The 25,129-nt window shown below is 74.8% G+C and carries 25 protein-coding genes; 16 read left to right on the top strand and 9 right to left on the bottom strand.

From position 1 onward, the window contains the following. Positions 1–60 precede the first annotated feature (60 nt). The 8 genes from mtrA to secA all read left to right on the top strand — a co-directional run bounded on the left by mtrA (position 61) and on the right by secA (position 12,232). Entirely contained in the window at positions 61–741 is a 681-nt protein-coding gene (gene mtrA / locus ATJ88_RS13680; protein WP_098464302.1) for an MtrAB system response regulator MtrA, read from the top strand. Next, a complete protein-coding gene (gene mtrB / locus ATJ88_RS13675) occupies positions 728–2,476 on the top strand; it encodes an MtrAB system histidine kinase MtrB (RefSeq protein WP_342744855.1) in 1,749 nt (582 codons plus the stop codon). Before mtrA ends, mtrB begins: the two co-directional genes overlap by 14 nt. After that, positions 2,463–4,193, top strand: a complete 1,731-nt coding sequence (locus tag ATJ88_RS13670) for an LpqB family beta-propeller domain-containing protein (protein WP_098464301.1) — start codon at positions 2,463–2,465, stop codon at positions 4,191–4,193. The genes mtrB and ATJ88_RS13670 overlap by 14 nt, the downstream gene beginning before the upstream one ends. A gap of 101 nt (positions 4,194–4,294) precedes the next feature. Beyond that, the gene (locus ATJ88_RS13665) at positions 4,295–5,056 is read left to right on the top strand and encodes a ComF family protein (protein WP_141538687.1); all 762 of its coding nucleotides are present in this window, start codon (positions 4,295–4,297) and stop codon (positions 5,054–5,056) included. 182 nt (positions 5,057–5,238) lie between these two features. After that, a complete protein-coding gene (gene hpf / locus ATJ88_RS13660; protein WP_098464300.1) occupies positions 5,239–5,892 on the top strand; it encodes a ribosome hibernation-promoting factor, HPF/YfiA family in 654 nt (217 codons plus the stop codon). Between the two features lie 309 nt (positions 5,893–6,201). After that, positions 6,202–7,437: a winged helix-turn-helix domain-containing protein gene (locus ATJ88_RS13655; RefSeq protein ID WP_098464299.1), complete on the top strand. Its 1,236-nt coding sequence runs from the start codon at positions 6,202–6,204 to the stop codon at positions 7,435–7,437. 100 nt (positions 7,438–7,537) lie between these two features. After that, a complete protein-coding gene (locus ATJ88_RS13650) occupies positions 7,538–9,121 on the top strand; it encodes a cation:proton antiporter family protein (protein ID WP_098464298.1) in 1,584 nt (527 codons plus the stop codon). Between the two features lie 174 nt (positions 9,122–9,295). Then, positions 9,296–12,232, top strand: a complete 2,937-nt coding sequence (gene secA, locus ATJ88_RS13645; RefSeq protein WP_098464297.1) for a preprotein translocase subunit SecA — start codon at positions 9,296–9,298, stop codon at positions 12,230–12,232. Positions 12,233–12,235: 3 nt separating this feature from the next. On the opposite strand, the gene ATJ88_RS18595 is transcribed toward secA, so the two are convergent. Next, positions 12,236–12,781, bottom strand: coding sequence for an Rv3235 family protein (locus ATJ88_RS18595; protein ID WP_211287517.1), 546 nt, complete (start codon positions 12,779–12,781; stop codon positions 12,236–12,238). Positions 12,782–12,888: 107 nt separating this feature from the next. Further along, positions 12,889–13,992, bottom strand: coding sequence for a LysM peptidoglycan-binding domain-containing protein (locus tag ATJ88_RS13635; RefSeq protein ID WP_098464296.1), 1,104 nt, complete (start codon positions 13,990–13,992; stop codon positions 12,889–12,891). A gap of 143 nt (positions 13,993–14,135) precedes the next feature. Here ATJ88_RS13635 and ATJ88_RS13630 point away from each other — a divergent pair, with 143 nt between their 5' ends. Further along, positions 14,136–14,678, top strand: coding sequence for a hypothetical protein (locus ATJ88_RS13630; RefSeq protein WP_098464295.1), 543 nt, complete (start codon positions 14,136–14,138; stop codon positions 14,676–14,678). Positions 14,679–14,683: 5 nt separating this feature from the next. On the opposite strand, the gene ATJ88_RS13625 is transcribed toward ATJ88_RS13630, so the two are convergent. Then, positions 14,684–14,893 (bottom strand): helix-turn-helix domain-containing protein, encoded by a 210-nt coding sequence (locus ATJ88_RS13625; RefSeq protein WP_098465354.1) that lies wholly within the window; start codon positions 14,891–14,893, stop codon positions 14,684–14,686. Between the two features lie 202 nt (positions 14,894–15,095). Here ATJ88_RS13625 and ATJ88_RS13620 point away from each other — a divergent pair, with 202 nt between their 5' ends. The 3 genes from ATJ88_RS13620 (at position 15,096) to ATJ88_RS13610 (ending at position 17,617) form a co-directional block, all read left to right on the top strand. Further along, the gene (locus tag ATJ88_RS13620) at positions 15,096–15,737 is read left to right on the top strand and encodes an SAF domain-containing protein (RefSeq protein WP_098464294.1); all 642 of its coding nucleotides are present in this window, start codon (positions 15,096–15,098) and stop codon (positions 15,735–15,737) included. Then, positions 15,737–17,023: a CpaE/TadZ family protein gene (locus ATJ88_RS13615; protein WP_098464293.1), complete on the top strand. Its 1,287-nt coding sequence runs from the start codon at positions 15,737–15,739 to the stop codon at positions 17,021–17,023. Before ATJ88_RS13620 ends, ATJ88_RS13615 begins: the two co-directional genes overlap by 1 nt. 93 nt (positions 17,024–17,116) lie before the next feature. Further along, positions 17,117–17,617: a DUF6912 family protein gene (locus tag ATJ88_RS13610; protein ID WP_098464292.1), complete on the top strand. Its 501-nt coding sequence runs from the start codon at positions 17,117–17,119 to the stop codon at positions 17,615–17,617. A 30-nt stretch (positions 17,618–17,647) separates the two neighbouring features. Here ATJ88_RS13610 and hisN read toward each other — a convergent pair whose 3' ends face one another. From hisN to ATJ88_RS18385, 5 genes are all read right to left on the bottom strand, one after another. Continuing rightward, positions 17,648–18,466, bottom strand: a complete 819-nt coding sequence (gene hisN / locus ATJ88_RS13605) for a histidinol-phosphatase (RefSeq protein WP_098465353.1) — start codon at positions 18,464–18,466, stop codon at positions 17,648–17,650. Positions 18,467–18,468: 2 nt separating this feature from the next. Then, positions 18,469–19,509 (bottom strand): ribosome small subunit-dependent GTPase A, encoded by a 1,041-nt coding sequence (gene rsgA / locus ATJ88_RS13600; protein WP_098464291.1) that lies wholly within the window; start codon positions 19,507–19,509, stop codon positions 18,469–18,471. Beyond that, the gene (gene aroA, locus ATJ88_RS13595) at positions 19,509–20,834 is read right to left on the bottom strand and encodes a 3-phosphoshikimate 1-carboxyvinyltransferase (RefSeq protein ID WP_098464290.1); all 1,326 of its coding nucleotides are present in this window, start codon (positions 20,832–20,834) and stop codon (positions 19,509–19,511) included. Before aroA ends, rsgA begins: the two co-directional genes overlap by 1 nt. A 49-nt stretch (positions 20,835–20,883) precedes the next feature. Then, positions 20,884–21,549: a DoxX family membrane protein gene (locus ATJ88_RS13590; protein WP_098464289.1), complete on the bottom strand. Its 666-nt coding sequence runs from the start codon at positions 21,547–21,549 to the stop codon at positions 20,884–20,886. 75 nt (positions 21,550–21,624) lie between these two features. Further along, positions 21,625–21,765, bottom strand: coding sequence for a hypothetical protein (locus ATJ88_RS18385; protein ID WP_170023626.1), 141 nt, complete (start codon positions 21,763–21,765; stop codon positions 21,625–21,627). Between the two features lie 93 nt (positions 21,766–21,858). On the opposite strand from ATJ88_RS18385, the gene ATJ88_RS13585 reads away from it, so the two are divergent. The 3 genes from ATJ88_RS13585 to rsrA are packed head-to-tail and all read left to right on the top strand — an operon-like array spanning position 21,859 to position 23,971. After that, entirely contained in the window at positions 21,859–22,824 is a 966-nt protein-coding gene (locus tag ATJ88_RS13585; protein WP_098464288.1) for a GlxA family transcriptional regulator, read from the top strand. Between the two features lie 44 nt (positions 22,825–22,868). Further along, positions 22,869–23,693 carry a sigma-70 family RNA polymerase sigma factor gene (locus ATJ88_RS13580; RefSeq protein ID WP_098464287.1) on the top strand — a complete coding sequence of 275 codons (825 nt, stop codon included), beginning with the start codon at positions 22,869–22,871 and terminating at the stop codon, positions 23,691–23,693. Next, positions 23,690–23,971: a mycothiol system anti-sigma-R factor gene (gene rsrA, locus ATJ88_RS13575; protein ID WP_098464286.1), complete on the top strand. Its 282-nt coding sequence runs from the start codon at positions 23,690–23,692 to the stop codon at positions 23,969–23,971. Before ATJ88_RS13580 ends, rsrA begins: the two co-directional genes overlap by 4 nt. A gap of 155 nt (positions 23,972–24,126) precedes the next feature. On the opposite strand, the gene ATJ88_RS19145 is transcribed toward rsrA, so the two are convergent. Further along, a complete protein-coding gene (locus ATJ88_RS19145; protein ID WP_374108520.1) occupies positions 24,127–24,201 on the bottom strand; it encodes a 50S ribosomal protein bL37 in 75 nt (24 codons plus the stop codon). Positions 24,202–24,293: 92 nt separating this feature from the next. On the opposite strand from ATJ88_RS19145, the gene ATJ88_RS13570 reads away from it, so the two are divergent. Further along, positions 24,294–25,094 carry a DUF4097 family beta strand repeat-containing protein gene (locus tag ATJ88_RS13570; RefSeq protein ID WP_098464285.1) on the top strand — a complete coding sequence of 267 codons (801 nt, stop codon included), beginning with the start codon at positions 24,294–24,296 and terminating at the stop codon, positions 25,092–25,094. Positions 25,095–25,129 lie beyond the last annotated feature (35 nt).

The raw sequence follows: 25,129 nt of genomic DNA, 5'->3' as shown, positions 1-25,129 counted from the left end.
TCGCCACCTGCGGACGTGCCGCGCCAGCGGGACCTGTGGAACCCCTGGCACACTGTCCGCATGAAGTCCCGTGTCCTGGTGGTCGACGACGACACAGCGCTGGCCGAGATGATCGGCATCGTCCTGGAGTCGGAGGGGTTCGAACCGAGCTTCTGCGCCGACGGCGACCAAGCCTTCGACGTGTTCCGTTCGACCCAGCCCGACCTCGTCCTCCTCGACGTGATGCTGCCCGGAAAGGACGGCATCGAGATCGCGCGTGAGATCCGCGCCGAGTCCGGCGTGCCCATCATCATGCTCACGGCCCGCACCGACACCGTCGACGTCGTGCTCGGCCTCGAGTCCGGCGCCGACGACTACGTCACCAAGCCGTTCAAGCCCAAGGAGCTCGTCGCCCGCGTGCGCGCCCGCCTGCGACGCACCGACGACCCCGGCCCCGAGCGGCTGCGCATCGGCGACGTCGAGATCGACGTCACCGGGCACGCCGTCACCCGCGAGGGGCAGCGGATCGCCCTCACGCCCCTCGAGTTCGACCTCCTCGTCGAGCTCGCGCGCAAGCCCTGGCAGGTGTTCACCCGAGAGGTGCTCCTGGAGAAGGTCTGGGGCTACCGGCACAGCGCCGACACCCGGCTCGTGAACGTCCACGTCCAGCGGCTCCGGTCCAAGATCGAGCGGGACCCGGAGAACCCCGAGGTCGTCCAGACGGTGCGTGGCGTCGGATACAAGGCCGGTGCCCCCCGCTGACCGCGCCCCGGCCGGGGACCGACGTCGCCGCGGCGTCGAGGTCGTCGACTGGGTCGTGGCCGGCGCGCGTTCCCTCGCCCGCCGCTGGCGCTCCTCCATGCAGGTGCGCGTCGTCACCTCCGCGCTCGCCCTCGGCGTGGTGGCGGTCGCGGTGCTGGGGATCTACCTGTCGTACTCGGTGCGCGACGGGCTGTTCGAGCAGCGCGTCGACCAGATCGAGAGCGAGAACGCGGCGCTGACCCAGCAGGTGCGCACGACGCTCGCCGCGTCGTCGGCCACGAGCCCCGGCGACCAGCAGTCCCTGCTGCGCGACGTGATCCTGTCGCTCGCCGCGGGCGGGTCCAGCGCCCAGGACTACTTCCTGCGGCAGGCGCCCGGGCAGGGCCTGCCGCTGGTCGACCCGGCCTCCAGCCGCGCCCTGTCCGTCGAGGACGTCGTGTCGCCCGCCCTGCGCACCGCGACGCTGGCCACCCAGGACCAGGCGCTGCAGTCCGTCCTCATCCCCGGCGCCGCCACCGACTCCGGGTTCGACGAGCCCGGCGTCGTCGTCGGCTCCACCGTCGAGGTGCCGTCCGGCGGGACCTTCGAGCTGTACGCCCTGTACTCGCTCGCCTCCCAGCAGGAGACCCTGCGGTTCGTGCAGCGCACCCTCGGCGTCGGGGCCCTCGCCATCCTCGCGATGATCGGTGTCCTCACCTGGATCGTCACGCGCCAGACCGTCGCGCCCGTGCGCCGCGCCGCGACGGCCGCCGCGCAGCTCGGCGAGGGCCGCCTCGACGTCCGCGTCCCCGGCTCCCGCGGCGACGACGAGATGGCGACACTCGCGCGCACGTTCAACGAGATGGCCGCCGGCCTGGAGGAGCAGATCGCGCGGATGGAGGAGCTCTCCGCCGCGCAGCGACGCTTCGTGTCCGACGTCTCCCACGAGCTGCGCACCCCCCTGACGACCATCCGGATGGCCGGCGAGGTCATCCACGGCGCCCGTGACGACCTCGAGCCCGCCGCCCGGCGCTCCGCCGAGCTGCTCCAGACGCAGCTCGACCGCTTCGAGGACCTCCTCACCGACCTGCTCGAGATCAGTCGGTTCGACGCCGGTGCCGCCGAGCTCGACGTCGAGCAGCGGGACCTGCGCGACGTCGTCACGGCGGTCGTCGACACGGCCGCGCCCCTGGCCGAGCGCAAGGAGGTGTTCCTCTCCGTCGCGATGCCCGAGCACCCCGTCCGCGCCGACATCGACCCCCGCCGCGTCGAGCGCATCCTGCGCAACCTCGTCGTCAACGCCGTCGAGCACGCCGAGGGCAAGCCCGTCGAGGTCACCGTCGACGGCGACGACACCGCCGTCGCCGTCGTCGTGCGCGACCACGGCGTCGGGCTCACCGTCCCGGAGCTCGCGCACGTCTTCGACCGGTTCTGGCGGGCCGACCCCGCGCGCGCCCGCACCACCGGCGGCACCGGCCTGGGCCTGGCCATCTCCCAGGAGGACGCCCGCCTGCACGCCGGCCGCCTCGAGGCGTGGGGACGACCGGGGGAGGGCGCCAGCTTCCGCCTCACCCTCCCGCGTCGTGCCGGCATCGCCCTCGGCGAGTCCCCGCTGCCGCTGCGCGGACCCTCCCGCGCCGGCGGGCAGCACGTGCCCACCGGCCAGGTCCCCGTCGTCAACCCGCCGACCGGCCCCACCCCCACCGCCATCCCCGACCTGGCGGCCGCCGAGGAGGACCACCATGACGGCAGCTGACCGCCGCCGCGCAGCGGGCGCCCTCGCCGGCGCCGCCGCCGTCGCGCTCGTGCTCGGCGCGTGCGCCTCCATGCCCGACCACGGGGCCGTCATGGAGAGCACCGTCCAGGTCGACACCGCACGCGAGATCGCGTTCAACGTCCAGGGTCCCGCCGTCGACGCCGACCCCGAGCAGCTCGTGCAGAGCTTCGTGAGCGTCGCGCAGTTCGCCCCCGCCAACGCCAGCACCGCGAACGTCGCCCGCGAGTACGTGCTGCCCAGCGCCTGGTCCGGCTGGGACCGGACGTCCCGCGTCCTCGTGCTGTCCCAGTACCCGGAGTGGGAGACGGGCGTCGTCGACGACGAGGCGACCACCGCGACCGTGACCGGCCAGGCGCAGGTCGTCGCGACCGTCGACGAGATCGGCGTCTACACCGAGCTCCCCGAGCCGAGCCCCGTGGACGTCTCCTTCGAGCTGTCCCGCGCCGCCGGCGGCCAGTGGCGCATCTCCGGCCTCGACGACGGCCTGCTCGTGCTGGCCAACTTCCTCGGCGACTCGTTCCACCGCACGACGCTCAGCTACCCGACCCCGGACCGCGAGTGGTGGGTGCCGGACGTCCGGTGGTTCCCCGAGCAGTCCTGGCGGACCGCCGCCACCCGCGAGATCCTCGCCGGGCCGCCGGCGGACCTCGCCCACTCCACCATCTCCGTCGTGCCCGACGGCACGACCCTCGCCCTGGACGCCGTGACCGTCGACGACAGCGGCGTCATCGAGGTGTCTGTGACGTCGCCGATCGGCGGCGCGTCCGCCGAGGACCGTGCGCTGCTGGTCGCCCAGCTGTCCGAGACGCTGCGGGACCGTGAGGGCCGCAGCGTCGTGCTGTCCGAGGGCACGTCGCCCCTCGCGACGCAGTCCGTCACCGAACCGTCGCGGCCGCTCACCGTCGGCGACGCGCTCGCCCTGGTCGAGGTCGACGGCGCGACCGTGCTGCGGCGGGTGGTCGGACGGGAGCTCACCGACACGGCCCAGGCGTACGTCCTCGACGGGCTCGACCCGACGGCGCTGGGCGTGGCGCCGGACGACGGCACCGTCGTCGTCCGCGACGGGACCGACCGGCTGGTGCGCGTCTCGGGGGAGGCCCCGGTCGAGCTCCTCGTCGGGGACGGCCTCGCGTCACCGAGCGTCGACCGGTTCGGGACCGTGTGGACCGCCGACAGCGCGGCCGTGCGGGCCGTGCTGCCCGACGGCGGCACGCTCGAGGTCGACGGCGACTGGACCGACGCCCGGCACGCCCGGTCGGTCGCCGTGTCCCCCGAGGGCGCGCGGATCGCGGTCGTGCTGGACGGTCCCGCCGGGCCCGAGACTTGGGTCGCCGCCGTCCAGCGCGACGCCGACGACGCCCCGACCGGGCTGTCCGAGGCGGTCCGTGTCGGCGCGCCCGTCGCCGGTGTCACCTCGGCCGCCTGGTTCGAGGAGTCGACGCTCCTCCTGCTCGGGCGCGACCCCGACGGCGCCGACGCCCTCTACCTCGCCGGGATCGGCGGGCTCGCCGGCGCCGGCGGCGGTGAGTCCCGCCAGTACACCGCGCCCACCGGGGTGACCCAGGTGACGTCCGGTGTGGGCGGGGGCAGCCCGCCCCTGGTCGTCGACGCCGACGGGACGCTCCAGGTCCGCCAGAGCGCGGCCCTCTGGCCCTCCGTGTCCGAGGACGTCGTCGCGGTCACCTACCCGGGCTGAGGCGCCCGGGCGCCCGTCCACCGACGGCCGGGACGCACCGCCGTCCACCGATCCTGCCCGCGTACCGCGTCGACCGGGCGGCGGTCGGGGAGCATCGGCACGTGCTCACCCGGCTCGCGCGGCTCGTCGTCCCCGTGGCCTGCCCCGCGTGCGGCGTCCCCGACGTCCCGTGGTGCGGACCCTGCACCGCGCCCCTGCGCGCCCGCCCCCGCCGCGTCGAGGCCGGCGCCGCCCGCCTCGACCGCCTCGACGGTGTGCCACCCCTGCCGACCTGGGCCGTCGCCGACTGCACCGGACCCGTGCGCGACCTCGTCGTCGCCTGGAAGGACCGCGAGCGCGCCGACCTCGACCCCCTGCTCGCCGGCGCCGTCGAACGGGCCGCCCGGGACGCGGGCGCCGCGCTGCGGGACCTCGCCGCCGGACGCACCGTCGCCGTCGTCGCCGCGCCGTCAGGCCGACTCGCCCGGCACCGCCGCGGCCGGGAACCGGTCGCCGTCCTCGCACGGGCCGCCGCCCGCGGCCTGCGCGCCGCCGGCGTCGACGCCCACGTCGTGCGGGCGCTGCGCCGCCGCGGCCGGGTCCGCGACCAGGTCGGGCTCGGGGCCCGCGACCGCGCCCGCAACCTCGCGGGCTCCGTCGTCGCCGCACCCCGCGCCGTGCGGCCCGGCGACCTGCACGTCCTCGTCGACGACGTCCTCACCACCGGCGCGACCCTCGCCGCCGCGGAGCGGGCCCTGGACGCCGCCGGAGCGGTCGTCGCGGCCGCCGTCGTGCTCGCCGCGACCCCTCCGCCCGGGGTCGTCACCAATTCTCCGCAGCGAGTTCGACCACCCGAGTTCACCCCGGGGACACCTTCGGGATAGCCTGGGAACCCGACGACGCCGGGACCCGCGAGGGGCCCGTCGTCGCAACCCACGAGCGGGTCGGACCCAGGTTCCGGCGACCGGGAGGTGGTGCTCTCACTGGCACCGCTCACGGTGCCCAGACCAGGAGCAAACCGGCCGCCGCGGGATGCGACGGCCACTGAACGAAGTGGAGCGACACGATGGAGATCGCCGTCGTCGGCAGGCACACGGAGGTGACGGACAGGTTCCGTCGCCACGTCGAGGACAAGCTCGCCAAGGTCACCCAGCTCGCGCCGCACGCGCGCCGCGTGGACGTCGAGGTCACGCACGAGAAGAACCCGAAGCTCGCGAACGTGAGCGAACGGGTGGAGCTGACCGTCCGGTCGAAGGGACCCGTGATCCGCGCCGAAGCGGCCGCGGACGACCGGTTCGGCGCGCTGGACCTCGCCCTGGACAAGCTGAACGAGCGGCTCCGCCGCTCCCGTGACCGCCGCAAGGACCACCGCCGTCGAGGTGAGGACGTCGTCCCCGCCGTCGACGTCCGTCCGTACGACGGCAGCGCCGAGGCGCAGCCGGAACCCGAACCGGCGACCCTCAGCGAACCCGGCGACGCCGTCGAGCACCAGCTCGGCGACTCACCCGTCCTCATCCGGCAGAAGCTCCACCGGGGCGAGCCGATGACGACGGACGAGGCGGTCGAGCGCATGGAGCTCGTCGGCCACGACTTCTTCCTCTACATCGACAAGGAGTCCGCCCGGCCCGCCGCCGTCTACCGGCGTCGCGGCTGGACGTACGGCGTCATCGAGCTGGACACCACGTGCAGCGCCACCGCACCGGTGACCGAGCTGACGTAGTCCACGCACCAGCACCTCGCACCACCTGAACGCCGGGCCCCGTCCCGACCCGCCGCGCACCTCCCGTGCCGGCCCGTCGGGACGGGGCCCGGCGTCGTGCCGTCCCCGCGACTCAGCGCAGCCTCCCGCGGCTCGGCGGAGCGTGCGCTGACTCGCGTGACGCTGCGCTGACTCGGCGGAGGGTGTGCTGAGTCGCGGGGGCCGGCGCTGAGTCGCGCGACCCGGCGATACGACCCCCCGGACAGCAGGGCCCGCGTGATCGCCAGGTGACGACAGGACGGTGTCGGTGGCGTCCGGCAGGGTGGGGGCATGCTGACGATGTCCCGGTCCCAGGCCCGGCGGGTGGCGCTGCGCGCGCAGGGGTTGGATCGCGCCCGGCCGACCGGACCGGTGACGATGCGACGGCTCACGACGACGGTCGACAGGGTGAACCTGCTGCAGATCGACTCGGTGAACGTGCTGGCCCGGGCGCACCTGGTGCCGCTGTACTCCCGGCTCGGCCCCTACGACACGGCGCTCCTCGACCGGGCGGCCGGGGTCGCGCCGCGGCGGCTGGTCGAGACGTGGGCGCACGTCGCGTCCTACGTGCCGGCGTCGACGTACCCCCTGCTGGAGTGGCGGCGGCGCGCGTTCGAGCGGGAGGCGTGGCGGGCCATCGCGAACGCGGCCGAGCGGCGCGCGGAGCTGGACCTGGTGCGCTCCCTGGTCGCGGAGCGGGGCCCGGTGACGGCGGCGCAGATCCACGACGAGCTCCTGTCCTCGGGCCGGACGCAGCCGCGCGAGCGGATCGAGTGGGGCTGGAACTGGACGACGGCGAAGCTCTGCCTGGAGCACCTGTTCTTCACGGGCGAGGTGCTGTCCTCGTCGCGCAACGCGGCGTTCGAGCGGCGCTACGACCTCGCGGAGCGGGTGCTGCCGCCCGCCGTGCGCGCGGCCGCGCCGGTGCCGGAGGACGACGCGGTGCGCCGACTCCTGGAGCTCGGTGCCCGGGCGCACGGTGTGGGCACGGCCCGCTGCTTCCGGGACTACTTCCGGCTGCGGGGCCCGGCGGCCTCGCGGGCGCTCGCGGACCTCGTGGAGGACGGCGTCCTGCTGCCCGTCGCGGTCGAGGGCTGGGGTGAGCCGACGTACCTGCACCGGGACGCCGTCGTCCCACGGCGTGCGACGGGTGTCGCGCTGCTCAGCCCGTTCGACCCGCTGGTGTGGGAGCGGCGGCGGCTCGAGTCGCTGTTCGACGCCTACTACCGGATCGAGATCTACGTGCCGGCGGCGAAGCGGCAGCTCGGCTACTACGTGCTGCCGTTCCTCGAGGGCGAGGAGCTCACCGCGATGGTCGACCTCAAGGCGGACCGGGCCGGTGGCGTGCTGCGCGTGGTGGCGGCGCACCGGACCGCGGTGACGGGCGCGACGACGGCGGACCGGCTGGCCGCGGAGCTGCGGCTCCTCGCGGGTTGGCTCGGGCTCGACGAGGTGGACGTGGCGCAGGGCGACCTCGCGGCGGACCTCCGTGGTGCCCTGGCGGCGGCGCAGGGCGTTCCCGGGTAGCGGCGGCCGACCGCCCGGGTGCGCGGTGGCGGGCCCGGCCTGCGGACGGCGACGGGGGAGCGGCGCCCGCCGACCGTAGGATCGGCCCCGGGAGGTGGGCATGGAGGTCGTGGCGCTCTACGTCGGGGTGGCGTTCGTCGCGGGGGTGCTGGCGTCGTTCGTCAAGCTCCCTCCGCTGGTCGGGTTCCTCGCGGCGGGTTTCGCGCTCGGGGCGGTGCACGCGCCCGAGATGCCGGGTCTCGCGGTCGTGGCGGAGATCGGCGTCGCGCTGCTGCTCTTCACCATCGGTCTGAAGCTGGACGTCCGGACGCTGGTGCGGCCGGAGGTCTGGCTGACGTCGGCCACTCACATGGTGGTCACCGTCGTGCTGACGGCCGGTGCGCTCGCCCTGGCGGGCCTGGTGGGCGTCGCCCTGGTGAGCGGTCAGTCGCTCGGGACGTTGGCGCTGGTGGGGCTGGCGCTGTCGTTCTCGTCGACGGTGTTCGTGGTGAAGGTGCTGGAGGACCGGTCCGACGCGACGAGCCTGTACGGGCGGGTCGCGATCGGCATCCTGGTCGTCCAGGACCTCGTCGCGGTGGTCTTCCTCGCCGTCGCGGAGGGCGAACCGCCGAGCCCGTGGGCGGTCGCGCTGCTGCTGCTGATCCCGGGCCGGCGGGTGCTGCACGCGCTGTGGGACCGGGTGGGGCACGGCGAGCTGCAGGCCCTGTTCGGGGTGGCGGTCGCGCTCGTGCCGGGCTTCTTCCTGTTCGAGCTCCTGGGGCTGCGGGGCGACCTCGGCGCGCTGGTCATGGGTGCGCTGCTGGCGTCCCACCCGCAGGCGGGCGAGATGTCGCGGTCGCTCATGACGTTCAAGGACCTCATGCTCGTCGCGTTCTTCCTGGAGATCGGGTTGCACGGGACGCCGCAGGGCCAGCACCTGGCGATGGCGGCGGGACTGCTGCTGCTGCTCCCCGTCCAGGTGGCGGTGTTCGCGGTGGTGCTGTGGCTGCTGCGGCTGCGCCGCCGGACGTCCTTCCTGTCGGGTCTGGTGCTGGGCAACTACTCCGAGTTCGGCATCATCGTGGTCGCCGTGGGCGCGGAGGCGGGGCTGCTCGGCGAGGACTGGGTGGTGGTGGTCTCGCTGGCCGTCGCGGCGAGCTTCGCGATCTCCGCGATGGTGAACCGGCGCGGCGTCGAGCTCGCGACCCGGCTCACGGGTCTGCTGCCCGCCCGCGACCCGTCGCGTCTGCACCCGGACGACCGGCTGGTCGACGTGGGAGACGCGGACGTCCTCGTGCTGGGCCTGGGTCGGGTCGGGTCGGCGACGTGCGCGAAGCTGCGCGACGAGTACGGGCTGCGCGCGATCGGCGTGGAGCACGACGTGGCGCGCGTCGTGGCGGCCCGGGACGAGGGGTTCGACGTGGTGCGCGCCGACGCCACGGACCTGGAGTTCTGGGCGCGGGTGAAACGGGCGGGTCACGTCCGCCTCGCCGTGCTGGCGATGCCGTTCCACAACGCGAACCTCATCGCCCTGTCCCGGCTGCAGGACGCCGGGTTCGAGGGGCACGTCGCGGCGATCGCGCGGTACGACGACGACGCGGCCGAGCTGCGTCGGCACGGCGCGCACGCCGTGTACCACCTGTACGGGGCGGCCGGCGCGGAGCTCGCCGACCGCGCCGCGGAGGTGCTGAGCTCGGGTCGCTGACCTGCGAGGTCGGGTGCCGGGTGTTCGTCGGCCGCGAAACCCGGTCCCGAGCCCGCCGGGCAGGGGAATAGGATGGCGGACGGTGCGACGAGGACGACGGCGGATCAGCCGGGTCCACGTGCTGCCAGCGAACGGGCCCGGGCCGACCGGGCACCACCGACACGGGAGAACTGCGTGCCTGCGATCCTCGAGAAGATCCTCCGCATCGGCGAGGGCCGGATTCTCAAGAAGCTCAACGGATACGCCGAGCAGGTCAACGGCCTGGAGGCGAGCTTCACCGAGCTCAGCGACGCCGAGCTGCAGGAGGAGACCGCGCGTTTCAAGGAGCGCCTCGAGCACGGCGCGACGCTCGACGAGCTGCTCCCCGAGGCGTTCGCCACGGTGCGCGAGGCGGCCCGCCGGACCCTCGGCCACCGTCACTTCGACGTGCAGCTCATGGGCGGCGCGGCGCTCCACCTCGGCAACATCGCCGAGATGCGCACCGGTGAGGGCAAGACGCTGGTGGCGACGACCGCGGCGTACCTCAACGCGCTGACCGGCAAGGGCGTGCACGTCGTCACCACCAACGACTTCCTCGCCAAGTACCAGGGCGAGCTGATGGGCCGCGTGTTCCGGTTCCTCGGCCTGACGACCGGCATCATCGTGTCGGGGCAGAACCCGGAGGAGCGTCGCCGGCAGTACGCCGCCGACATCACGTACGGCACGAACAACGAGTTCGGCTTCGACTACCTGCGCGACAACATGGCGTGGTCGCCGGACGACCTGGTGCAGCGCGGCCACCACTTCGCGATCATCGACGAGGTCGACTCGATCCTCATCGACGAGGCGCGCACGCCGCTGATCATCTCCGGCCCGTCGTCCGGCGACGCGAACCGCTGGTACGTGGAGTTCGCGAAGGTCGTCAAGCGCCTGTCCCGCGAGGACGACTACGAGGTCGACGAGAAGAAGCGGACCGTCGGCGTGCTGGAGCCGGGCATCGCGAAGGTCGAGGACTACCTCGGCATCGACAACCTGTACGAGTCGCTGAACACGCCGCTCATCGGGTTCCTCAACAACGCGATCAAGGCCAAGGAGCTGTTCAAGCGCGACAAGGACTACGTCGTGATGAACGGCGAGGTCATGATCGTCGACGAGCACACCGGCCGTATCCTCGCGGGCCGCCGCTACAACGAGGGCATGCACCAGGCCATCGAGGCCAAGGAGGGCGTGCAGATCAAGGCGGAGAACCAGACGCTCGCCACGATCACGCTGCAGAACTACTTCCGTCTCTACGAGAAGATCTCCGGGATGACCGGTACCGCGGAGACCGAGGCCGCGGAGTTCCAGGGCACCTACAAGCTGGGCGTCGTGCCGATCCCGACGAACCGGCCGATGGTCCGCATCGACCAGCCCGACCTGGTGTACAAGAACGAGGACGGCAAGTTCGACGCGGTCGTCGCGGACATCGTCGAGCGGCACGCCAAGGGGCAGCCGGTTCTCGTCGGTACGACGAGCGTCGAGAAGTCCGAGCTGCTGTCGAAGCTCCTCAAGCGGGCGGGTGTCCCGCACGACGTCCTCAACGCCAAGGAGCACGAGCGCGAGGCCGCGATCATCGCGCAGGCCGGCCGCAAGGGCGCCGTCACCGTGGCGACCAACATGGCCGGTCGCGGTACCGACATCATGCTGGGCGGCAACGCCGAGTTCATCGCGGTGGCCGAGATGGCGGCCCGCGGCTTCGACTCGACGGAGGACCCGGAGGCCTACGAGGCCGCATGGCCCGAGGTGCTGTCGAAGGCCGAGGAGTCGGTCGCGTCCGAGCACGTCGAGGTCGTCGAGCTCGGCGGCCTGTACGTGCTGGGCACGGAGCGCCACGAGTCCCGCCGCATCGACAACCAGCTCCGCGGTCGTTCCGGCCGTCAGGGCGACCCGGGCGAGTCCCGGTTCTACCTGTCGATGCAGGACGACCTCATGCGCCTGTTCAACTCGGGCCTGGCGGAGACCATGATGTCCCGCGCCGGGTTCCCCGACGACATGCCGCTCGAGTCGAAGATGGTGACCCGCGGCATCCAGAGCGCGCAGTCGCAGGTCGAGGCCCGCAACTTCGAGATCCGCAAGAACGTCCTCAAGTACGACGACGTCCTGTCGCGCCAGCGCACCGTCATCTACGACGAGCGACGCCGCGTCCTGGAGGGCGAGGACCTGCAGGAGCAGGTGCAGCACTTCCTCACGGACGTGGTGACGGCGTACGTCGAGGGCGCGGCGGACGACGGCTCGGCCGAGGGCTGGGACCTCGACGGCCTGTGGACGGCGCTGCGGTCGGTGTTCCCCGTGTCGATCACGGTGGACGAGGTCGTCGCCGAAGCCGGCGGTCGGGACCGCCTGACCAAGGACGGGCTGCTCGAGGAGCTGCTGTCCGACGCGCGCGTCGCCTACCAGGGGCGCGAGGACGAGCTGGGCTCCGCAGCGATGCGCCAGCTGGAGCGCCGGGTCGTGCTGTCCGTGCTGGACCGCAAGTGGCGCGAGCACCTCTACGAGATGGACTACCTCAAGGAGGGCATCGGCCTGCGCGCGATGGCGCAGCGCGACCCGCTCATCGAGTACCAGCGCGAGGGCTACCAGCTCTTCCAGGCGATGACCGAGGCCATCAAGGAGGAGTCGGTCGGCTACCTGTTCAACCTCGAGGTGCAGGTCAAGGGTGCCGAGGGTGCCGAGCCCGGTGCGCCGGCGGTGACGGCGGCCTCCGCCGCGGCCGTCGCGACGTCGGCCGCCGCCCGCTCCATCGTCCCGGCGGCGAGCCCCGCGCAGGCCGTCCCGGTCGAGCAGGCGCCCGCCGAGCCGGCCGCGGAGCCGCAGCCCGAGGTCCCCGCCGCGTTCGGGGGCCCCGAGGAGCCCGTGCTCGTGGCCAAGGGCCTGGACGCCCCGCGCCCGCCGCAGAACCTCCAGTACACGGCGCCGAGCGAGGACGGGTCGACGACCCGCACCGCCGACGGTCGCGCCGCCCGCCGTGCGCTGCACGGTGAGGCGTCGGCGCCGGCGTCGGACGGCCGCACCTTCCCGGGCACGCCGCGCAACGCGCAGTGCCCCTGCGGGTCCGGCAAGAAGTACAAGGTCTGCCACGGCGTGAACGAGTAGTCCTCAGCCGAGCTCGAGCACGACCACCCGCCACTGGCCGCGGTGCGCCTCCAGGCGCACCGCGGCCGCGCGCACTCTGCCGTCGTCGTCCAGCACGACCGACGCCTCCGCGGTGCCCGCGCCGAGGCGGAGCATCCGCACGCGCCGGACGGTGACGGGGGTGCCCCGGCGCTGTGACGGTCGGGCGCTCCGTGCCGCCCGGACGAGCCGTGCGCGCTCCACCAGGTGGTCGAGCACGGCCGGCGCCACCCAGCGTGCGACGTGCGTCGCGGGTCGCTCGTCCCGCAGCACCTCGACGGCCGCGCGCACGACCGAGCAGCACAGGGCCGTCGGGTCGCCGGGCTCCGGCGCCGGTGCGCTCGGTCCCGGTTCCGCGAGCCGTCCCGGCAGCGGTGCGGCTGCGACCGCGGGAGCGCCGACACGGACCCGGCGCACGGGTCCGGGACGCCGGGGTCCGGCCGGGGGCTCCGCCGGGCGACGTCGGGTCGGCGGCGCGGTGACGCGCAGCGGACGGACGGCGGGGGCGGGCGAGATCGCGGTGCTGGTCATGACGTTCCCTTCACGGGCGGGACGGAGCGGCTGGGTCGGGCGTGGGGCGCGCCGCGACGGACGTCGGGTCGCGACGGCCGGGGCGGCACGGGGGCGGGCGGCGAGCCTCAGGGGGCGCGGAGCACCTGACCGGGCAGGACGACGTCGGGGTCGTCGCCCACGACGTCACGGTTGGCGTCGTGCCAGCGCAGCATCGCGCGCAGCACGTCTCCGTCCGTGGCGTCCGCCGGCAGGTGCCGGGCGGCGATGTCCCACAGGGTGTCGCCGCGGACGACCACGACCTCGGCGTCGTCGCCGGGGGCGGCCGCTCGGCGGTCCCGCGTCGTGGCGGGGGCGCCGGCGGTGCCGTCGGCCTGCTCGACCGGGGCGGTGGTCCGACGGGTGGTCTCCTGCTCGGGTCCCGGTCCGGGACCCTGCGTGCCGGCTCCGGCCGGGCTCGGCCCCGCGGTGCCGGCGTCCGGCGCCGCGCCCCCGTGCTCCTCGGTCGTGGTGGCGGCGCCGGATCCCGGCGAGGAACCCGGACCGGGGTCCGCGGCGGTCGCGCGGTCCCCGGGCGTCGGGGCGGTGCTCGTGGCGGCGCTCGGTCCGCCCGGTTCGGACGACGGCGTGCCGGACGGGTCGGCGGCGGGGAGCGGTGCCGTGGTGGGCGCGTCGACCGCCGCGGTCACGGCCGGGGCCGAGCCCTGCGGAGCGGCCGTGGTGGTCCCGTCGGTGCCGGGCTGCCCGGGCCCGGGGTACGACGGGGCGGGCGTGTCCTCGGTCGCGGTGGGCTGCCACCCGAGGTCGAGGACGACCGCGGGTGCCGGGGTGGGGGGTGCGTCGGCGGCGGTCGCGGCGACGGGGGTGAGGGCGAGCCCCGCGCCGACGCCGACGCCGACCGCCGACCGGGCGAGCCGCCGGACCAGGGCGGGGGTCCAGCGACCCAGCGCGGCGTCCACCCGTTCCCCGGCCCGGCGGCCACGGACGAGCAGGGCGCACAGGAGGGCGACGAGGGTCCCGGCCAGCATCCACCCGGCGACGGCGGCGCCCAGGCCGAGCACGACGAGCTCCACCCAGCCGTCGACGGTCACGAGCCGCGGGTCCTGGACGGCGGCCGGCAGCGTGCTGCGGAGCCGCACGCCGACGAGGGTGAGCGTCGTGGCGGCGAGGCCGGCGAGCCCGAGCAGCGCGGCGGCGCTGGACGTGCGGCGGGACGGGCGCGGGGCGGTCATGGCAACCTCCGTCGGATGAGCCTTGATGATGCTGGTTGATATCATTTGGTGCTGTTGGATGCTGGATATCAAAGCGCAGGTTGGCGTCGCTGTCCAGCAGAAGGGCATCCTGGGCGCCTGGCCGGCCGACGGGAGGAGCAGGCATGACCTCGGGTGCGAGGTGGGCGGCGCTGTTCGCCGACCTGGAGGCGCAGCTCGACGCCGCCGCGGCGGCGGAGCGGGACGGGACGGTCGCGGAGCTGACGCGCGCCGAGCAGGCGTCCGTCCCGCTCGCCGACCGGCTGCGGGCCGCCCTGGGCCGACCGGTCCGGGTGGAGTTGCGGGACGGGGACGTCGTCGACGGCCGGCTCGCCCATGTCGCGGACGCGTGGTTCCAGGTCGACGCCCGGACCTCCCCGCACGGCGTGCAGCACCTCGTGCCGACGTCCGCCGTCGCGTCGCTGGCGGGGATCGGCCCCCAGGCCAGGCCGTCCACGAGCAGGACCGACGGCCTCGGTCTGGGGACGGCGCTCCGCGCGCTCCAGCGCGACCGCGCCCGGGTGCTGGTCCGGACGACGGCGGGCACGCTCGTCGGCCGGATCGACCGGGTCGGGCAGGACCACCTCGACCTCACGACCGCCGACGGTGCGCCGGGGACCGCGCGGCTGGTGCCCTTCGCCGCGCTGCTGCGCGTCAGCGAGGGCTGATCAGGTCACAGCTCGCCGGACGCGATCCGCTCCCGGGTGCGCGAGTACTGCTGCTCGATGTACTCCTCGAGCTTGGCTGCCTCGACCCGCCAGACCTTCTTGGGGCCCACCTGGATGGCGGGGAGCTCGCCGGAGCGCACGAGGGAGTACGCCTGGGCGGCGGAGATGTTGAGCATCTCCTGGACGTCGGCGAGGGAGAGGAATCGGCTGCCCATGTCGTCCATGGTGGCACACGACAACGTTTGAAGCCGTTTGTCCACAGGTGATGCTCGTTGACTTCGCCGAGCGTGGTCCGTCCCGGATCATGGATGGCGGTGTCCGGTGCGGTCGTCACGTCGCTAGCCTGCGACGCGACCACGACGGACCTCCCGACTCCCGGACCCGCCGACGGCGTCCGGCCGATCCGAAGGACAGCCCGTGAGCGACGAAGCACTGCCGGCACCCTCCGCACCACGACTGCGTCGCCCCACCTGGCGCGACCCGCGGCTCGTCGTCGGGCTCCTCCTCGTGGCGGCCTCGGTCGCCCTGGGCGCGTGGGTCGTGTCCGGCGCGGACCGCACCGTGCCGGTGTACGCCGCGGCGGGCACCCTGACCCCGGGCGAGCCTGTCGGACCGGACAGCCTCCGGGTCGTGGACGTGAACCTGGGCGACCAGCAGGACGCCTACCTGCTCGCCGAGGCCGGGCTGCCCGAGGGCCGGGTCGCCCTGCGCGTCGTCGACGAGGGCGAGCTCGTGGCCGCGTCCGCGCTGGGCGACGCGGCCGCCGTCGACGTCCGGTCCGTCGCCGTACCGGTGGACTCCGGCCTGTCCGAGCGGATCCACCCCGGCGCCGCCGTCGACCTCTGGTTCGTCCCGGCGCCCGGCCGCGACGGCGACGCGGCCGACCCCGCACCGGTCGTCTCCGACGTGGTGGTGGAGCAGGTCGACGTGGCCGAGAGCGGCCTCGTGGTGTCCGACCAGGGCACGCTGCACGTCCTGGTGCGGGACGTCGACCTGCCGGCGGTCCTCGCGGCCCTCGGCGCCGACGGGTCCGTGGCCGTCGTGCCGGTGGCGAGCTGATGACGCCCGCCGTGACGGTGCTGTGCGCCGTCCAGGGACCCACCGAGACCGACGTCGTCCTCGCGCTGGGCGCCCCCGGTGCCGGGACCACGGTCACGCGCCGCTGCGGCGACCTCGCCGAGCTGCTCGCCGCGGCGGCGGCGGGCACCGGGACGGTCGCGGTGGTGTCGGCCGAGCTGTCCGGCCTGGACCGGGACGCCGTGGCGCGGTTGCACGCGGCCGGCACGCGGGTCGTGGCGCTCGCCGACGACGGCCCCGTCGAACGGCTCCTCGCCCTCGGGGTGGAGGCCGTGGTGGCCGGGCCCGACGACCCCCGGCTCCTGGACGCCGTCCGGGACACCGCCCCGATCCGCGACCCGCTCGCGACCGCGGAGCACGACCTGTCCGAGCTGACCTCGCCCTCCGGTCCGGTGCGGGACGGCCGCGTCGTGGCGGTCTGGGGGCCGGTGGGGGCACCGGGCCGCACGACCACCGCCGTCGAGCTGGCGGCCGAGCTCGCGGGGCTGGGGTCGGCGGGACGGCGACGCCGCCGCGGCGAGCGGGGTCACGTCCCGGCCGAGCAGCCGGTCCTGCTGGTCGACGCCGACACGTACGGCGCGTGCCTGGCGGCGCGCCTGGGGCTGCTCGACGACGCCCCCGGCCTGGCGGCGGCCGCGCGGGTCGCCGGGCGCGGGGACCTCGACGCGGTCACGCTCGCCCGCCTCGCCCCCGTGGTGGCGGGTCGCCTGCGGGTCCTCACCGGGATCACGCGGGCCGCGCGGTGGCCGGAGCTGTCGGCCGGCGCGGTCGAGGCGGTGCTCGCCACGGCCCGCCGCGTGGCGGACTGGACGGTCGTGGACTGCGGACCGCTCGTCGAGGCGGACGAGCTGCTCATGTACGACACGCACGCGCCGCAGCGCAACGGTGCGACGCTGGCCGCGCTCCAGGCGGCGGACGTCGTCGTCGTGGTGGGTGCCGCCGACCCGATCGGGGTGCAGCGGCTGGTGCGGGCCCTGGAGGACCTGGCCGACGTCCCGGTCCCGGTGACCCCGGAGCGGGTGGTGGTCGCCAACCGCGTCCGGTCCTCCGCGGTGGGTCCGGACCCGGCCCGCGCCGTGGGCGACGCGCTGGCGCGGTACGCGGGGGTCGAGGTGCTGCACACGGTCCCGGACGACCCGGCGGCCCTCGACGCCTGCGTGCTCGCGGGCCGGACGCTCGCGGAGCAGGCCCCGGCGTCGGCGGCCCGGGCCGGGTTCGCGGGGCTGGCGGCGTCCCTGCGGTCGGCGGTGGCCGCGCCCGTCGCCTGACGACCCCGGCGGGTCCGTCGCGCGGCCCGCGCGGGTCCCGGCCCACCTGCGGGTCGAGGACGGTCGGGCGCCCGGCACGGGCACACTGGTGCCATGCGCATCTACGTGCCCGTGACGCTCGAGGAGCTCGCCACCGCCGTCGTCTCCCGGAACGCCACCCGCTGGGACCTGGGGGCGCGGCCCGCCCACGCGGTGACCGCCGCGCTCGTGGCGGCGCTGCCGGACGAGGACACCGAGGGGCACGAGTACGCGGCGTTCCTCATGGCGGCCGACGACTCGCTGGCCCTGGTGGCCGCGGGCGACGGGGCGCCGCTGCGGGTCGTGCTGTCCCTCGACGTGCCGGACGACGCGGTCGAGGTCGGCGGCCCGACGGACGGGGCGCCGTCGGGTGTGACCGTGACCCGGGACCTGCCGGGGGTGCGGGTCGAGGCGGTGCACGCGGACGAGCCGGAGGCCGCGGCGGACGTCCTCGCCGTCCTCGCGGCGGTGGACGCCGACGACGACGAGGCGCTGGGCGAGGCCGTCGAGCGCGTCACGGACCGCGACCTGCTCTGGTACGACCCGAGCGAGGTCCACGCCGTCCCGCGTCCCTGAGCAGGCACCCGGCGGGATCCGCGGGCCGGCTCAGCCCAGGTAGACGAGCGTCTGGTCGTGCAGCAGGCCGTTGGTGGCCAGCGCGTTGCCGCCCCACGGGCCGTGCTCGCCGTCGAGCGACGTGAAGCGGCCGCCGGCCTCGGTGACGATCGGCACGAGGGCGGCCATGTCGTACAGCTCCAGCTCGGGCTCGGCCGCGATGTCCGCGGCGCCCTCGGCGACCAGCATGTACGACCAGAAGTCGCCGTAGCCGCGGGTGCGCCAGCACTCGCGGGTGAGGTCGAGGAAGCCGTTGAGCTTGTCGCGCTCCTCCCACCCGCTCAGCGACGAGTAGGCGAACGACGCGTCCGCGAGGGTGGACACGCCCGACACGTGCATGCGGGACGCCGCCGCGATGGACTTGCCCGTCCAGGCCCCCGACCCCTTCGCGGCCCACCAGCGTCGGCCCAGCGCCGGGGCGGACACCAGGCCCATGACGACCTCGTCGCCGTCGGCCAGCGCGATGAGGGTGGCCCAGACGGGGACGCCGCGCACGAAGTTCTTCGTGCCGTCGATGGGGTCGATGATCCAGCGGCGCGACCCCGTGCCCGCCTCGCCGAACTCCTCGCCGACGATGGCGTCGCGCGTGCGGGCGCGGGCGAGCTGCGCGCGGATGAACTCCTCCGCGCCGCGGTCGGCGTCCGACACCGGGGTGTGGTCCGGCTTCGTCTCCACGTGCAGGTCGAGCGCCCGGAACCGCGACATCGTCAGGGAGTCGACCTGGTCCGCGATGACGTGCGCCAGGCGCAGGTCGTCCTCGTACGTGCGCCCGTGCCCCTGCGGGCTGGAGGTCTGCTGAAAGGTGGCCACGGTCACACGGTAGCGGTCCGCGACCTCAGCAGGCGGCGGAACGACGCGAGGCGGACCGTGCGTGTCGCCCGGGTCTCGTCGTCGGCGGCGGCCTCGACCCACTCGTCGAGCGCGCAGTCGGGGGCGTCCGCGGCGTGCGTGCACCCGCGCGGGCACTCCTGCGCGGCGGCGTCGAGGTCCTCGAAGGCGTGCAGCAGCCGGTCCGTCTCGACGTGCGCCAGGCCGAACGAGCGCACGCCGGGCGTGTCCACGACCCAGCCGTCGTGCTCGGGGGTGCCGGGGGAGCGGGGCAGCCGCAGCGCGACCGCGGAGGTGGACGTGTGCCGGCCGCGGCCGGTGACGTCGTTGACGACGCCGGTGGCCCGCCGGGCGTCGGGCACGAGCGCGTTGATGAGGGTCGACTTGCCGACGCCGGAGTGCCCGACGAGCACCGAGGTGCGCTCCAGCAGGTGGCCGCGGACCTCCTCCACGCTGGTCGGGTCGTCGCGGCGGGTGACCACCACCTCGACGCCGAGCGGCTCGTAGAGGTCGCGCAGCTCGTCGGGGGAGGCGAGGTCGGCCTTGGTGAGGCAGAGCAGCACGTCCATCCCGGCGTCGTAGGCCGCCACGACGCAGCGGTCGATCATGCCCGTGCGGGGCTCGGGCTGGGCGAGCGCGGTGACGACGACGAGCTGGTCGGCGTTGGCGACGACGATCCGCTCGTACGGGTCGGTGTCGTCGGCGGTGCGGCGCAGCACCGAGGTGCGGTCCTGGACGCGGACGATGCGCGCCAGCGTGCCCTCGTCGCCGGTGGTGTCCCCGACGACGTCGACGCGGTCCCCGACGACGGTGCGGGTCCGCCCGAGCTCGCGCGCCTTCATGGCGAGGATCTCGCGCTCGTCCGGTCCGCCGTCGTCGATCACGAGGGTGTACCGGCCGCGGTCGACCCCGGTGACCATCGCGGGCACGGCGTCGGCGTGCTCGGGGCGCTGCTTGGTGCGCGGCCGGGACCCGTGCTTGGAGGGCCGCGCGAAGCGCGCGTGCTCGTCGCGGTCCCGGGCCATCAGGCCCGGCCCTCGCCGCCGGACGCGAGCATCCGCGTCCACAGGAGGTCGAAGCCGGGCAGGGTCTTGGCGGTGGTCGCGACGTCCTCCACCTGCACGCCGGGCACGCGCAGCCCGATGATCGCGCCGGCGTGGGCCATGCGGTGGTCGGCATAGGTGCGGAACGTCGCGCCGTGCAGGGGGCGCGGGGTGATGACGAGCCCGTCGCGCGTCTCCTCGCACCGCCCGCCGAGGCGGGTGATCTCGGTGGCGAGCGCCGCCAGGCGGTCGGTCTCGTGCCCGCGCAGGTGCGCGATGCCGCGCAGCCGGCTGGGGGAGTCGGCGAGCGCGGCCAATGCCGCGAACGCGGGGGCGAGCTCGCCGCCGGCGTGCAGGTCGACGTCGATGCCGTGGATCTCACCGGTCCCGGTGACCGACAGGACGTCGCCGTCGAGCGAGACGGTGCCGCCCATGCGTTCCAGCAGCCCCGGCACCATCGCGCCGGGCTGCGTGGTCTCGGCGGGCCAGCCCGCGACCCGCACGGTCCCGCCGGACACGAGCGCCGCGGCGAGGAACGGCGCGGCGTTGGACAGGTCCGGCTCGACGCGCACGTCGCGCGCGGTGATCGGACCGGGGACGACCTCCCAGATGCCGTCGCGGGAGTCGTCGACCTGCACGCCGACCTCGCGCAGCGTCGCCACCGTCATCTCGATGTGCGGCAGGCTCGGCAGGGTGGCGCCGATGTGGCGCAGCATGAGAGGCCGGTCGAACCGGGCGGCGGCCAGCAGCAGCGCGGACACGAACTGCGACGAGCCGGACGCGTCGACGTCGACGGCGCCGCCGGCGACGTGACCACGGCCGTGCACGGTGAACGGCAGGTGCGAGGGCAGCTCGGGGCCGTCGCTGCTGACGGTCACGCCGAGGGCGTGCAGGGCGGCCAGCACCGGCAGCATCGGGCGGACGCGGGCCTGCGGGTCGCCGTCGAACCGGACGGCGCCGTCCGCGAGCGCGGCGACGGGCGGGAGGAACCGCATCACGGTGCCGGCGAGGCCGCAGTCGATCTCGACGCCGCCCGTGACCGGCCCCGGGGTCACGTGGAGCGTGCCGGGGGCGTCGCCCTCGGTGATGGTCGCGCCGAGGGAGCGCAGCGCGGCGATCATGAGGTCGGCGTCGCGGGAGCGCAGGGCCCCGCGCAGGACGCCCGGGCCGTCCGCGAGGGCGGCGAGGACCAGCAGCCGGTTGGTCAGCGACTTGCTGCCCGGGATCTCGACCGTCGCGTCCAGGGGGCCGCCCGCGAGAGGGGCGGGCCAGAGCGGGAGGTCGGTCCGGGCAGGCGTGGTCGTCATGGCTCCGAGGGTAGTGGACGGGCCCCGTCGGCGGCCCGGTGGTCCGGGCTCAGGACAACTTCGCCGCGGCCTTCCCGGCCGACGCCTTCGCCTCTGCGACGGCCCGCCTCACGTCCTTGCGGGCGGAGCCGGCGGCGTGCTTCGCGTCCTTGCGGGCCGATCCGGCCGCGTGCCTGACGTCCTTCGCCGCGTGCTTGGCCGACTTCTTCGCCGACGACGCCGCGGCGTCGGCGCGCAGCTTCGTCCGCTCGGCGGCGTGCTCGATCGAGCGCCCCGCGGCGGCGCGCTTCTGCCCGATGCGGTAGGAGACGCCCGGGCGGCCCTCGAGGTCGATGCCGGCGATGACGGCGGCGCCTACGGCGCCGACGTTCCGCACGAACTTCGTCGTCTTCTCCTTGCGCACCTCGCCCTTGGAGGTGAAGGGCTGGTTGACGGCGGCGAGCGGCGCGGTGAGCGCGGCCAGGGTCAGCGCGGCGGTGCGTGGTGCGCGGCCGACGGCGAGGAGCACGCCGGCGGCGACGGTCGCGATCCCGTGGGCGCGGACCAGCAGGGACACCTGGGTGTCGTCCAGCGGGTCGACGCCGAGGGTGCGCGTCACGAGGTCGGCGCCCTCGCGGGCGGCGTCGGTGTGCTCGGTCGGTCGCAGCGCGGCCGAGAGGCCGTCGTGGACGAACGGGACGGCCAGCAGGGGGCGGGCGAGGCGTCGCAGCAGCATGCTCCCCACTGTGGCAGAGCGGGCGGGCGGTTGCCCACCGGAGCGAGCGAGGTCGGCGGGCGCCCGGCGCCCGGGTCAGGTGGTGGGCAGCTCGTCCCAGTCGCGGTGCGACCGGGGTGCGGGGCGGTGCCCGAGGCCGTCGTGCCGGACGGCGCGGGCCAGCAGCACGGCGTAGGGGAGGGCGAGGACCAGGAGGAGGATCAGGAGGAGGCTCATGGCAGTAATTCTTCGACCGGTTCGATCCTGCCACTAGTGGCAGGATCGACATTCACCATCGATCTTCTGCCAGTGCTGTGGCACGATGGCCACATGATCCGCAAGGTCGCCGCCCTCGTCGTCCCCGGCGTCGCGCCGTTCGAGCTCGGCATCGCCTACGAGGTGTTCGGCATCGACCGCAGCGCCACCGGCGGCCCGTCGTTCGACTTCACCCTCTGCACCCCCGAACCCGGCCCCGTCATGACCAAGGGCGGGTTCCCCGTCGTCGTCGACGCCGGCCTCGACGCCGCCGACGACGCCGACGTCGTCATCGTCGTCGCGTACGACCTCCTCGACACCGACGGCCACGTCGACGTCCCCGCCGCCGTCGTCGACACCGTCCGCCGCGCCCACGACCGCGGCGCCTGGCTCCTCACGCTCTGCACCGGCGCGTTCGTCCTCGGCGCCGCCGGCCTCCTCGACGGGCGGCGCTGCACCACCCACTGGATGTACGCCGACCTCCTCGCCGAGACCGTCCCCACCGCCGCCGTCGACCCCGGCGTCCTCTACGTCCAGGACGGCAAGATCCTCACCAGCGCCGGCACCGCCGCCGGCATCGACGCCGCCCTGCACCTCCTGCGCACCGAGCTCGGCGGCCAGGCCACCCGCAACGTCGCCCGCCGCATGGTCGTCCCGCCGCAGCGCGACGGCGGCCAGGCCCAGTACGTCGTCGACCCCGTGCCCGACGACGCCACCTCCCTGCGCGACCTCCTCGACTGGATGCGGGCCCACCTCGCCGAACCCCACACCGTGCCCACCCTCGCCCGGCGCGCCATGCTCTCCGAACGCACCTTCGCCCGCCGCTTCCGCGCCGAGACCGGCACCACGCCCGCCTCCTGGCTCGTCCGGCAACGGCTCGCCCGCGCGCAGGAGCTCCTCGAGGGCACCACCGCGTCCGTCGACGAGATCGCCGACGCCGTCGGGTTCGGCAGCGCCGCCGTCCTGCGCCACCACTTCACCCGCGTCCTGCGCACCAGCCCCAGCACCTACCGCCGCCGCTTCGCCGACGTCGCCTCCTGACACCGCCGCGCCGCCCCGGACCGACGCCACACCCGCCACCGGGAATGCGCCGCCGCACCCGCCCGTTGACGCCACACGTGACACCCTGCCCGACGCGACCCGCCGCCGCCCCCACCGAGGTCCCGCTCTTCGCCCTCGCGCCCGCCGCGCTGACGCCGACCGGCCCCGCCCGCGCACCCTGGCCGACAGGGCTAGGCTCGACGGTGATGAGCGACGACAGCGGGCCCAGCACCGCGCAGGAGACCGAGGCCGAGATCGGCGAGGACACCGAGCGCGCACCCACCGAGGAGAGCGGCGCCGACCGCGCCGCCCGGTTCGAGCGCGACGCCCTCCAGTACGTCGACCAGCTCTACTCGGCGGCACTACGGATGACGCGCAACCCCACCGACGCAGAGGACCTCGTCCAGGAGACCTTCGCCAAGGCCTACGCGGCGTTCCACCAGTACAAGCCCGGCACCAACCTCAAGGCCTGGCTGTACCGCATCCTCACCAACACCTTCATCAACTCGTACCGCAAGAAGCAGCGGCAGCCGCAGCAGTCCCAGACCGACGAGATCGAGGACTGGCAGATCGCGCGCGCCGCCACCCATACCTCCCAGGGGCTGCGCTCCGCCGAGGCCGAAGCCCTCGACCGGCTCCCCGACTCCGACGTCAAGCAGGCCCTCGCCGAGCTCCCCGAGGACCGCCGCATGGTCGTGTACTACGCGGACGTCGAAGGCTTCCCCTACAAGGAGATCGCGGAGATCATGGGAACACCCATCGGGACGGTGATGTCCCGCCTGCACCGCGGCCGGCGGCAGCTGCGCGAGCTGCTCGCCGACTACGCCGCAGACCGTGGTCTGACGGCAGCACGTCAAGGAGAGTCATGAGCGGCGAGATCACCCCCATCCCGCACGAGCCCGCCGAGGGCGAGACCGAGTGCGAGCACGCGCTCGTCCACCTCTACGAGTTCCTCGACTCCGAGATGACCGAGGCCGACGAGCGACGCATGCGCGCCCACGTCGCCCACTGCTCGCCGTGCCTCGCCGAGCTCTCCATCGAGGAGCTCGTCAAGAAGCTCGTCAAGCGGTCCTGCGCCGAACGCGCACCCCAGGAGCTCTACGTGCGCATCCACCAGCAGATCACCGTCATGGCGATCGCCGACTGACGCACCGACGACGAAGGGCCGGACCCCGTGGGGTCCGGCCCTTCGTCACGTCACACGCTGGTGCCTCACGCTGTTCCTGCGAACGCCTGAGGCTGCCGGTTCCGCTGCGGGCGAGTGCCTCCTTCGTCGGCCCTCACCCTCGCTTCACCTCGGCCTCAGGCGTTGGGACGCTTGCCGTGGTTGGCGGCCTTGCCCTTGCGGGCGCGACGCTTGCTGCCGCGCTTGCTCATGGCGGACTCCTCACGAGAAGGTGGACGGGTGTCGCCCCATGGTCCCACACCGGGACCGCAGCCAGGGAATCGCCGGCACCACGGAGGTTTCGATGAGCACGGAGTCCTGGGCGGTCGCCGCCCCGCAGACGATCGAGGTCGGTGCCGTCACCGCGGCGTCGGTCCGGCTCCAGGCGGGACGGGTCGAGGTGGTCGCGGACGCCGAGGGCACCTCGGCGGTCCTCGAGGTCGTCGAGGTGGGGGACAAGCCGCTGCAGGTCGTCCTCGAGGCGGGGCGGCTCCGCGTCGGGTACGAGCGCACGGCCGTCGAGGCGTTCGTCGCCCGCGTGCGGTCGCTGGGGGACTCCGAGCACGCCGTCGTGCGGCTCCGCCTCCCCGCGGGGGTCACGGTGGACGTCGGCACCACCGAGGCCGACATCGACGTCACCGGCACGCCCGGCACCGTGGTCAAGACCGTCACGGGCGCCGTGCGGACCGTCGGGACGTCCGGCTCCCTCTACCTCAAGACGGTGTCCGGCGACGCCGGGATCGACGCCCACGCCGGTGACGTCTCCGCGCAGACGGTCTCGGGGAACCTGTCCGTCACGGGCAACCTCGGTCGCGTCACCGTGGCGAGCGTGTCCGCCGCGATCGCGGTCGCCGCGAGCGGGACCACGCCGATGGTGTCCGCCAAGACGGTCTCCGGCGACGTCACGGTCCGGCTCGACCCGGGCACGCCCGTGAGCCTGCGGGTGCGTGGCGCGGCGGGGCAGGCGGTGCTCGACGGCCACGTCCTCGACTCGCAGGGCCGGACCCTCAGCGTCGACCACGCCGACCCGCCCAGCGACGGCCGGTCCGTCGCCTACGTCACCGCCACGGTGACGTCGGCGCGCGTCGTCGTGTCCCGGACCTGACCCGGCCCGGACCGGCCCCGCGTCGAGGAGACCTC

It is taken from the genome of Isoptericola jiangsuensis (assembly GCF_002563715.1).
GTDB lineage: Bacteria > Actinomycetota > Actinomycetes > Actinomycetales > Cellulomonadaceae > Isoptericola > Isoptericola jiangsuensis.
Note: the sequence above shows the minus strand (reverse complement) of the source record. Positions and strands in the feature narration are given on the sequence as shown.